General features: G+C 39.2%; 8 protein-coding genes and 1 pseudogene. 4 read left to right on the forward strand and 5 right to left on the reverse strand.

Translation table 11 applies throughout. The annotated features are described in order from the left end of the window. Window positions 1-112: 112 nt before the first annotated feature. Window positions 113-3,148 carry a DNA translocase FtsK gene (locus MMO38_RS14125; protein ID WP_241323945.1) on the reverse strand — a complete coding sequence of 1,012 codons (3,036 nt, stop codon included), beginning with the start codon at window positions 3,146-3,148 and terminating at the stop codon, window positions 113-115. A 302-nt stretch (window positions 3,149-3,450) separates the two neighbouring features. On the opposite strand from MMO38_RS14125, the gene trxB reads away from it, so the two are divergent. From trxB to MMO38_RS14145, 4 genes are all read left to right on the forward strand, one after another. Continuing rightward, window positions 3,451-4,401, forward strand: coding sequence for a thioredoxin-disulfide reductase (gene trxB / locus MMO38_RS14130; protein WP_005198070.1), 951 nt, complete (start codon window positions 3,451-3,453; stop codon window positions 4,399-4,401). Between the two features lie 110 nt (window positions 4,402-4,511). Beyond that, on the forward strand, window positions 4,512-6,068 hold the full coding sequence (locus tag MMO38_RS14135; RefSeq protein WP_241323946.1) for a class I SAM-dependent methyltransferase: 1,557 nt from the start codon (window positions 4,512-4,514) through the stop codon (window positions 6,066-6,068). An 87-nt stretch (window positions 6,069-6,155) separates the two neighbouring features. Beyond that, window positions 6,156-6,887, forward strand: a complete 732-nt coding sequence (gene aat, locus MMO38_RS14140) for a leucyl/phenylalanyl-tRNA--protein transferase (protein WP_241323953.1) — start codon at window positions 6,156-6,158, stop codon at window positions 6,885-6,887. Window positions 6,888-6,915: 28 nt separating this feature from the next. Next, window positions 6,916-7,731 carry an arginyltransferase gene (locus MMO38_RS14145; RefSeq protein ID WP_241323947.1) on the forward strand — a complete coding sequence of 272 codons (816 nt, stop codon included), beginning with the start codon at window positions 6,916-6,918 and terminating at the stop codon, window positions 7,729-7,731. A 3-nt stretch (window positions 7,732-7,734) separates the two neighbouring features. Here the strand turns inward: MMO38_RS14145 and rimI are convergent, their stop codons facing one another. The 4 genes and pseudogenes from rimI to MMO38_RS14165 form a co-directional block, all read right to left on the reverse strand. Further along, window positions 7,735-8,193, reverse strand: a complete 459-nt coding sequence (gene rimI / locus MMO38_RS14150) for a ribosomal protein S18-alanine N-acetyltransferase (protein WP_241323948.1) — start codon at window positions 8,191-8,193, stop codon at window positions 7,735-7,737. Between the two features lie 93 nt (window positions 8,194-8,286). Then, window positions 8,287-9,171: a metal-dependent hydrolase gene (locus tag MMO38_RS14155; RefSeq protein ID WP_005198079.1), complete on the reverse strand. Its 885-nt coding sequence runs from the start codon at window positions 9,169-9,171 to the stop codon at window positions 8,287-8,289. A gap of 298 nt (window positions 9,172-9,469) precedes the next feature. Next, window positions 9,470-10,351 carry a metal-dependent hydrolase gene (locus tag MMO38_RS14160; RefSeq protein WP_241323949.1) on the reverse strand — a complete coding sequence of 294 codons (882 nt, stop codon included), beginning with the start codon at window positions 10,349-10,351 and terminating at the stop codon, window positions 9,470-9,472. Between the two features lie 306 nt (window positions 10,352-10,657). Continuing rightward, a pseudogene (locus MMO38_RS14165) lies at window positions 10,658-10,758 on the reverse strand (elongation factor Tu); the annotation flags it as partial.

A 10,758-nucleotide genomic window follows, 5' to 3' on the forward strand; every position in this document is an offset into this window, starting at 1 on the left:
ATGGGACTCCAAAGCGTAAGCTTAAATAAAAAATGTGATTATTACTATATAAAAATAAGCAAATATAAAAAGAAAGCCTCTAAATAGAGGCTTTATTATTGGATTTTTCTCGTTAAACGAGAATATCTCGTTTTCCATTTGCACCCATCGCACTGACGATACCATTTTCTTCCATTTGGTCAATAATACGGGCAGCTCGGTTATAACCTAAACTAAATTTGCGCTGTAATGAAGAAGTTGAAGCTTTGCGTGTTTCCAAAACAAAAGCAACACACTGATCATAAAGCGCATCACGATTTGGATCACCATCACCATCTTCAAAACCACGTGAAGACGGTTCCTCATCAAAAGGCGTCAAGATTTCATCAACATAGTTAGGTTCACCACGCTCACGCCATGCATCACAAATGCGATTGACTTCGTCATCACTAATAAATGCACCATGAACACGCTCAGGCTCAATTTTACCCGGCCCTAAGAACAACATATCACCATGACCAAGCAAGTCCTCTGCCCCGCCCGCATCCAAGATCGTACGCGAGTCAATCTTACTGTTTACACGTAATGCCACACGGGTTGGGATATTGGCTTTAATCAAACCAGTGATTACATCTACAGATGGACGTTGCGTTGCAAGCAGCAAATGGATACCTGCCGCACGAGATTTTTGTGCTAACCGCGTAATCATTTCTTCCGCTTTTTTACCGACCTGCATAATCATGTCAGCAAACTCATCCGCAACAATGACGATCGAAGGTAACGGCGTCAAACGTGCTGCACGTTCTTGTGTTGCTGAGTCACTTGGTTTCCACGTTGGATCGATTAAATCCTCACCATTTGCAATCGCCTCTTCGACTTTACGATTGTAATCACTGAGTTTACGAATTTTAAGAAATGACATCAGTTTATAACGACGTTCCATTTCATTTACACACCAATTTAATGCACTCACCGCATCTTTCATGTCGGTTACAACAGGCGTTAATAAGTGAGGAATATCATTATAATTGGCTAATTCTAGCTGTTTTGGATCAATTAAAATAAAACGCAATTGATCAGGCGTATATTTCAGCAACATCGACAAAATCATCGAGTTGACCGCAACTGATTTACCTGAACCTGTGGTTCCCGCGACCAACATGTGTGGTGCTTTACCCAAATCTGCAATAACAGGATTACCTGAAATATCTTTACCCATCGCCATAGAAAGAATGCTATTTGGATCGGTAAAAGCAGGAATGGTCAATAATTCAATCAGACGCACCATTTCACGCGTGCTGTTTGGAACTTCAATACCAATATAAGGTTTGCCCGGAATGACTTCTACAACCCGCACAGATGCCATCGACATTGAACGCGCTAAGTCACGCGAAATATTAGTCACTTTAGATGCTTTAACGCCCGGTGCAAGATCGAGTTCAAAACGCGTGACCACAGGTCCTGGTTGAGCTTCAACCACCTGGGCTTTTACATTGAATTCCTGTAGCTTAATTTCTAATAATTCAGAAAGTCGCGCCAATTGTTCCGCTGTAAAATTCACCTTTTTGTTTGGATCAACTTTATCCAGCAACTCTAAGCCCGGTAAAGTTGGCAAGTCACGACGTTTCTGCGCAACCTGCATCGCACGTGACATTGGTCGCCCAAATGTATCCGTTAATGGCGCATCCAAATCAAAATCTTCTTCTATATCTAAATCTGTTTCAGCCTTACCTGCTGTTTCTTGCCACGCTTCAATAAAAGCTTCTTTGGATAACTTTTCTTTTTGCATCTCAGCGGTGGCACTTACAGCAGCAAGTTGTACATGAGGGTTACTGCTTGTTGGCGTGGTTATTTTGTCTTGCTCACTTTCAACTAAAAGATCATTAAAATGATCGAAATCATCCTGTGCATCTAGATGTGTATTATTGGCAGGCGGTGTATGCGAATAAAGATTTTTTGTTGGCGTTGATTCACTTAGTGGCGAATCAAAATCAATATCCACCGCATGATGTGCATTTTGTTGCAGCTCTGGCGTAAATGGTGTGTGTAAATCCGTCGCTGTCTTGGTGTTTGGAACCGCAGCCAATAGCTCATCAAAAATTTGATCATCATTCCAGTCTAAATGGTGATGATTGCTTTTCTGAATCTCTGGTTCTGACTGAGATGGCTGTGGCGCTGTAGAAGAGTTTTCATCATCAGCAGCTCTTAAGAGCGCATCAATTTCTTGTTTATGATTCGCATCATCACTTTGTAGCGCGCGCCATACCTCACCTGTTTGAACGAGGCGTTGGCTTTCCGTTTCAAACTGATGTGCGCGTTGTAAGGTTTGCTCGAAGTCTTCGGTTTGCGGCGTTTGTTGTGGTTGATTACCTTGTTGCTCTCGCGCAACGACATCAGCAAACAACTTTTCCGCCAAAATCTGATGATGTGAATCATCCATTTTTGTTGCTTTGGCTTGGACATCATCTACCGTTGCGCTAGTTAACGTTGCTTGCTGCACATCCGATTCAGTCTGTACTGGTACTTTATTTTTTATTGCAGGTATTTCTGATGCCGCCAATTGCTCAGTACGGTCATAAGCGGACTCATTCTGCGGCACATTTCTATAGAATAAATCTTGTAAATAGGCAGGTGTCTTTTTCAACATCAACCATGTTTTATTCCATTGAATACCAAAAGCTAAAGTAATCAATAAAATACTAAATGCCAGTAAGAACAATGTCGCACCATAAATGGTCAAAAGGTGAGACAAGCTTTGCCCTAACTCATAACCAATGATGCCACCTGCAGCATTATCCAGCGTATCCGCAGGCGTGTTCCAATGTAAATACAATAAACTAGAGATCGATAAGATCAAAAAGAATTGTGCTGCATAACGAAAAGGTAGATTTAGAAAGCTTCTTGGCCACCAAACCTGTACCGCCTCTATAAATAAAAATAAAGGAATGAGTAAGCTCGCCCAGCCCAAGAAACCAAATAATAAATCTGCGATCCAAGCGCCAGCGACCCCACTTGCATTTGAAACATGCTGGGTATCACTAGAGATATGCATCCAACCCGGATCAAAAGGTGTGTAGGTCACTGTGGCAAGAAATAAATAAATGCCAAAAGAAATTAAAAATAATGTCATTAAAAAGCGTTGTGCATAAACACTTGACACCGCAGCCATATACAATCCTGTAACCCAATTCGTTATTTGTTGGTATCTTTTAAGGTCTAACTTACCTTAATCAATAAGTTTTATATTATGCACGCGTTCTAAAAAAAAAGATGCACGATTGTTTACTGTTGTTGTTAACATCGAAGGGCGATTCACATTTTCGACACGTAATTTTGAAATAATCAATTCCTCAAACATGATATAGCCTATTTCGATTGAACTTATCAATATTATCCACATGGTTTTGCCCCCAATCTTGTGTGGATTCACGTATAATTTTAGCATTTTCAATATAAGAAGGATGTTCTTTAATGAGCGCTCGTCACTCACGATTAATTATTCTGGGTTCTGGTCCTGCAGGTTACAGCGCAGCAGTTTATGCTGCACGTGCCAACCTCAAACCGACACTCATCGCCGGTATACAACTAGGCGGTCAATTGACCACGACCACTGAAGTCGATAACTGGCCAGGTGACCCTGAAGGATTGACTGGTCCAGTCCTTATGGATCGTATGCAAGCTCATGCAGAACGTTTCGGTACAGAACTCGTCTACGATCATATTAATGAAGTTGACCTCAAAACTCGCCCATTCGTATTAAAGGGCGATATGGCTGAATACACATGTGATGCGCTTATCATTGCAACAGGTGCGACTGCACAGTACTTAGGTCTTGAATCTGAAGCTGCATTTATGGGACAAGGTGTTAGTGCTTGTGCAACCTGTGATGGTTTCTTCTATAAGAACCAAAATGTCATGGTTGTAGGCGGTGGTAATACTGCGGTAGAAGAAGCGCTTTATCTTTCAAATATTGCTGCACATGTCACTTTAGTCCATCGTCGTGACAGCTTACGTTCAGAAAAGATTTTACAAGATCATCTTTTTGCTAAAGAAAAAGAAGGCAAAATCAGTATCATTTGGAATCATCAAGTCGATGAAGTTCTCGGTGATAAAACAGGTGTAACTTCTGTTCGTATCAAATCAACGCAAGACTCAAGCACTCAAGACGTTCAAGTCCAAGGTCTATTTGTTGCGATTGGTCATAAACCGAATACCAGTATGTTTGACGGTCAACTTAACCTACGCGATGGCTACATCCAAGTGCAAAGTGGTACTTCTGGCAATGCAACAGCAGCTTCTATTGAAGGTGTTTTTGCTGCTGGTGATGTCGCGGATAGTATTTATCGTCAAGCGATTACTTCGGCTGGATCAGGTTGTATGGCTGCTTTAGATGCTGAGAAATATTTAGACAATTCGAACTAATTTACAATTTATGAAAAGACCACCAAATTTTTGGTGGTTTTTTTTATAAATCATTCATACAATCAAAAACATGAATACTTTTTAAACAGAATTTAATAATGGATGTATGAATGACAACAACATGGACTAACGGCTATCAAACAGAAGTAAATTATACCTATGGTTATTATCGTGACTTGAGCCCGAATTTTCAAAAATTCTGCTTACTGCTCAATGGCATCGAAAGTCCTGACTTTCAGGATAACCAAACCCATTGTGAACTTGGTTTTGGACAAGGCGTTAGTATTAACATTCACGCCACAAGTAATGAAGCTAAATTTTACGGTACCGACTTTAATCCTGCCCACGCAGCACATGCCAATCAATTAGCAGAACAAAGCCATATTGAGCATTTTTTTTATGATGATAGTTTTGAGGAACTTCTGAATCGCCATGATTTACCGATGTTTAACTCGATCAGTTTGCACGGTATATGGAGCTGGATTAGCTATGAAAATCAACATATTATTTTAAAATTCATTCGAAAATTTCTAAAACCGAATGGTATTGTATATATCAGCTATAACTGCGTCACTGGTTGGGCTGCAAACATGCCAATCCGTGAGCTATTTCATAGTCATTTCAAATTTAATAGTAAAAGTACCAACCCAATTCAAAAGGTGAATGAAGCACTAAACTTTAGTGATGAGTTACTCAAACAAAACCCCGTTTTTGCTCAGCGTAATCCAAACGCCACACAAAAAGTTGCAGATTTAAAACAACAAAATCCCAACTATTTGATTCATGAATATCTAAACCAAGATTGGCAATGTTTTTCATTTCAACAGATTGTCCGCATTCTTGATGAAATCAAACTGTCTTATGCTGGTTCTACTGATTTAGGTTCTCATCTTGATAATATTAACTTTTCTGAAGAACATCAAAAGTTTTTAGATGCAATTGAACATCCAATCTTCAAAGAGCAATGCCGAGACTATTTTGCAAATACACAGTTTAGAAGAGACTTATTCATTCGTGGAAAGAACAATTTAACTCCACTACAAGTCCAAGAAAAATTACGCAAGACCGCTTTTGTGTTACTTACTGCTAAAGAACAATTACCAACAAGTATCAATGGTCTATTAGGTACATTCAATTTAATTGAAGAAATTTATCAACCTATTGCTAATCGATTTGCTGAGGATAATTATCAACCATTAACAATCGCGGAGTTTGAACAAAGTTTTCCAGAACTAAACTACGCAAAGATTTTAAATGCATTAGTAATTTTATGTCATCTCGGTTTGGCGCAACCTTGTCAAAATCTTAAACCACAAGAGAAAACGGTTAAACACTGCCATGATTTAAACCATCACATCCTGAAACAAGCCAGTTTTCATCAAAACTATAACGTCTTAGTCAGCCCACTTACTGGTATCGGCATTCCAACAGAACACTTCCATCAGCTATTCTATCGTGCACATTTTATTGATGGATTAGAAACAGCAAGTGATTTTGCGATTTATGTCCAAAATGTTATCAGTCAACTTGGATGGCTAGTTTTAGATAAAGATGGCAATACCGTGGCTGATAAAACCCAGAGCCTTGAGATCATAAAGGGCAAAGCGCAAATCTTTATTGATAGTAAAAAAATTGAAATCGCGAAACAACTTCGTTTATTTAATTAGCCTGTCAATGGAATGGTGATCTTTCAACGATTGCCATTCTGTTTCAGTTCAGTTAGTTTAGAATCATTCCTATTCACTTTTCCCGATATGCAACAACTCCCCTTATCTCAATACACTTTTCCAAATCCAATAGAAGCAGATCCTGACGGTCATGGATTTATCTGTATTGGCGCGGATCTCTCCCCTTCTACTTTATTGGAAGCGTATACCCACGGCTTATTTCCTTGGTTCAATGAAGATGAACCGATTTGCTGGTGGAGTCCCGAACCTCGCTGCATTATCGAACCGCAATCATACAAACCAAGCAAATCCTTAATCCGTAATATGAAAAAGCATGATTATCGGATTACGATTAACCATGCTTTCGAAGAAGTCATGCGCTCTTGTTCAATGCCACGTAGCTATACCAATGAAACGTGGATTAGCGAAGATATTATTCAAGGCTATTGCGCTTTATTCGAAGCGGGCTATGCTTATAGTATTGAGGTCTGGCATCAACAGCAACTTGTCGGTGGTTTGTATGGTGTTAGCATTGGCAAAGGCTGTTTTGGTGAGTCAATGTTCAGTACTGAAACCGATGTATCGAAAATGGCATTTTATACCCTAATGCTAATCGGACAAGAAAATCAGTTCGCTTGGGTGGATTGCCAACTGGTCAATGAACACCTCATAAGTTTAGGCGCACGTACACTTTCTCGCCAAATATATCTAAAATCGTTACAAGATGTAATTATTGCCCCCCCTATCAATTGGAAAAGCTATCAAGAACGTGTATTTTCAAGTAAAACAATAGCACTTAATGCAAAATTAGACGGTTAACGGACGAACACCTTGGAGGGACAGATTCATGAAATCATACCAACCCAAGTCCCTTTTAAATGACTTACAGTATTACATCACGCCACCGCATGACTGTAGCTACCTCGATAGCAAATCAGCTCGAATGGTGTTTTTAGATCCAATTCACCGTATAGATGTGGTGACATTGTCGGAACTTTCTCGCGTCGGTTTTCGACGTAGTGGTGATTTTGTTTATCGCCCTGAGTGCCATTTGTGTCGCCAATGTTTATCTTGTCGCGTACCTATTCAAGAATTTCAAATGAATAGCAGCCAGAAAAAGGCATGGAAACGTAACCAAGATTTAAAAATGAATATTTTGCCCACTTCTCAAGCGACGCAACAACATTACGATTTATACGAACGCTATATCAATGAACGCCATGCAGATGGCGATATGTATCCAGCAAACCTTGACCAGTTTGAAAAATTCCTTGTGCATAGCTGTACCGATAGTTTCTTTCTGGAACTATGGAAAGATCAGAAACTAATTGGGGTTTCAACCTGTGATCTCATGGATGATGGGCTATCTGCCGTTTATACTTTCTTTGATCCAGATGAACAACGTCGTTCTTTGGGTGTCTTTGCGATCCTCAAACAAATCGAATATGTCCGCAGTCTAAACCTTGAATACCTCTATCTGGGTTACTGGGTTCCCCACTCACAAAAAATGAATTACAAATCGCAATATACGCCACTCGAATTATTGCTTGATGGACAATGGCGTAGGCTCAATCGTCCACTCTCCAATAATGAAATACAGCAACTTGGAGATTCATTAATGAGTACACTTCCATCCGAATGGAATAATTTAATTATTAAATAGCGTTTATTGAAATAGCGCTGCAAAATCATCAGTGCATGTTCTGACCATGATCACAGCATGCTCTCTTGAACCATCACCATTTGGATAATAGTTTTTGCGTAAATCAATTTGATGGAATTGCGCTTTTTCATATAAACGAATCGCTGCGCGATTACTTTCTCGCACTTCTAAAAAAATCTGAATCGGATTATTTTTTAATTGCTCGATTGAATAATCAAGTAATGCATAGCCCAATCCCTTCCCTTGCTGACTTGGATGAATCGCCATCAGTAATAAATTTGCTTCGTCCAACACAGGCTGTAAGATACAAAAGCCTACCACCTGATTGGCTTGTTCATAAACAGTACATTGGTGAGATACTAAAGATTCTTGGAACTGCTGTTTAGACCATGGATGTGTCTGAACTAAGCACTCAATCGCAGCAACATGATCCACGTCACTTTCTTGCATCAATCGGATCAAAATCTACTACTCTATAAATATGATGATGCGATTATCAGCAATTTTAGCCAAAATTTGAATAAAAAAATGGACAGTTTTCACTGTCCGTTGAAGTTAACTTGGATTGAAACCTAATTCAGTACGCCATTTATTTAATAGCTCAGTTGTATCATCATCATTCGGATGAAAGCGAGGTCTTAGGAAATCGAGTAATGTCGGAATCTGACGTGACATAAAGCCTTTGTAGCCATACATAAATTTGATCATATATTTTGTATCACGCCAAGTAAGCTTACCATCAGTTTTGAGTAGCTTCGCTGTAAAGTATGATTGCGTGATGAAGATCAATCCCATTGCAATCACAAGCGCCAATGAACGCATAAAATACGCTTTTGCACCTCGACCATACATTGTTTCATATACATCAAAAGCAACCGCCTTATGTTCGTTTTCCTCTACTGCATGCCACATCCAAAGGTGATACATGGTTTCGTCTTGGAACATTGCCTGAATGTCTGGGTTGCTCAACAATTCTTCTGCAATCGTCGAAGTAAAATGCTCTAAGGCACACGTTCCTGTCAAACCAATCATTTCTTTGCTAAACCCAAAAGGTTTAAGCGCTTGTGAAATTATGCCGACTGTACGGTTAATCAAACGTCCAGTTTGTGCTTCCATTTCTCGCACATCGTAACCATAGGCTTGTGCAGCTGCATTAAAAGCCAAATGTTCTTTGGAATGCATCGCCTCTTGACCAATAAAAGCACTAATTTCTTTCTGTAATATAGGATCAGCTAATTTAGGATCATTTCTCACGGCACGAGTACTATTGACAAAGAATTGCTCACCTTCTGGGAAGAGTGCTGATAGTGCAGTCATAAAATGAGTTAATGCTGCATCGCCATGTGCCCAGTAACGTGGTACTTCACCAAATTCAAAATCCATCCGGCGTACAGGGAAACTGGCACCAGCACGGTTTGAAATATTAACTTTAGCATTCATACCTTGTTCTCCTATAATGCAAATATTCTTTTTAATTACGCTCTATTTATTAGTTATACGCGCTTTTATATGCATTAAATAAGTGCAGATAAGGTCATTAAAGCATCATCTTAGGACATGAGGAGAAATAAAGCATCGCTTTATTTCGACGCAAGAGGAAAAATTAATTAAGTATTAATTTTTTCGACACAAGGAAAATTTATCAAATAAGAATAGAAAATCTAGTTTTCATAAAAAAAAAGAAAGGACAATAAAAATTGTCCTTTTTTAACATACAATTAATAGCTGAAACTAGAAATCACAAACCTAGCTTTGCTTTCCAATCTTTGAGCAATTGCACAGTATCCAAGTCGTTCGGATGGAATCCTGGTTTCAGATATGCAAGCATCTCACCAACCATCCCTGCAATAATCCCTTTTGATGGACTATAGCCATATTTATAAATCATACCCAATTCTTTTAGATTCAGTTTGCCATCTTGTTTAAGCAAGCGTAAGACAAATGATGATTGTGCTAAGAAAATAAAGACCATTGCCACCACTAATGCAGTATTACGCAATGCATAGGCTTTGATGCCACGACCAAAAATTTCTTCATAAACATCATAGGCAACTGCTTTGTGTTCATTTTCTTCGACGGCATGCCAAAACCACATATATGACATAGTGTCATCTGTCATCAGCTCTTGAATGTGCGGATTACGCAATAGTTCAGAAGCAATCGTCGCAGTAAAGTGTTCCAACGCTGTCGTTGCAGTTAAATCAACCATTTCTTGTGTCATGCCAAATGGCTTAACCACTCTCGCAAAATTCTTACGTGTGAATTGAATCAGTTTCGCTGTACGTTTTTCCAAAGTTGTAACATCATGACCATATTTCTGTGCGGACTGATTAAAACCGACATGCTCTTGCGTATGCATGGCTTCTTGACCAATAAAAGCACTGATTTCTTTTTGTAATGCTTCATTGTCTTTAATCGCAGGATGATGACGTACTGCGCGAACAGAATCAATAAACAGCTTTTCACCATCAGGAAACAACGCAGACAAAGCTGTCATGAAATGAGTTAAACCCGCTGATCCACTCATCCAATATTCAGGGACTTGGTCAAAGTCAAAGTTCATGCGACGTACAGGAAAACTTGCACCTGCACGATTTGAAATATTTACTTTAGCATTCATGCCGCCTACTCCTTTTAAGTGAAATCTCTCACTGAGTAATTTTGTTCATTTTCTTGAGTTTTATCTTACTGTTTTATTGGTATCAATTAAGTGCAGTTTAGGACAGCTAAGTATCAGTTTGGGACATGAGGAGAAATCAAGCATCGCTTTATTTCGACGCAAGAGGAAAAATTAATTAAGTATTAATTTTTACGACGCAAGAGAAAAATTAATTAAGTGTGAATTTTTACGACGCAAGAAAATAAAGAGCAAACAATAGGCATAAAAAAACACCCCAGAGGGGTGTTTTTTTATTACTCTAGATGATTAGAGAGTTACTTTCGCAACAACACCAGCACCTACAGTACGACCACCTTCACGAATCGCAAAACGTAGACCTGGGTCCATTGCGATTGGGTGAATTAATT

It is taken from the genome of Acinetobacter sp. NIPH 1852 (genome assembly GCF_022549455.1).
Classification (GTDB): domain Bacteria; phylum Pseudomonadota; class Gammaproteobacteria; order Pseudomonadales; family Moraxellaceae; genus Acinetobacter.

Bases quoted from the DNA above. Each gene is read 5' to 3' on its own strand.
- MMO38_RS14125 (WP_241323945.1), bottom strand. From the start codon at position 3,148: ATGGCTGCGGTGTCAAGTGTTTATGCACAACGCTTTTTAATGACATTA.
- trxB (WP_005198070.1), top strand. From the start codon at position 3,451: ATGAGCGCTCGTCACTCACGATTAATTATTCTGGGTTCTGGTCCTGCA.
- MMO38_RS14135 (WP_241323946.1), top strand. From the start codon at position 4,512: ATGACAACAACATGGACTAACGGCTATCAAACAGAAGTAAATTATACC.
- aat (WP_241323953.1), top strand. From the start codon at position 6,156: ATGCAACAACTCCCCTTATCTCAATACACTTTTCCAAATCCAATAGAA.
- MMO38_RS14145 (WP_241323947.1), top strand. From the start codon at position 6,916: ATGAAATCATACCAACCCAAGTCCCTTTTAAATGACTTACAGTATTAC.
- MMO38_RS14155 (WP_005198079.1), bottom strand. From the start codon at position 9,171: ATGAATGCTAAAGTTAATATTTCAAACCGTGCTGGTGCCAGTTTCCCT.
- MMO38_RS14160 (WP_241323949.1), bottom strand. From the start codon at position 10,351: ATGAATGCTAAAGTAAATATTTCAAATCGTGCAGGTGCAAGTTTTCCT.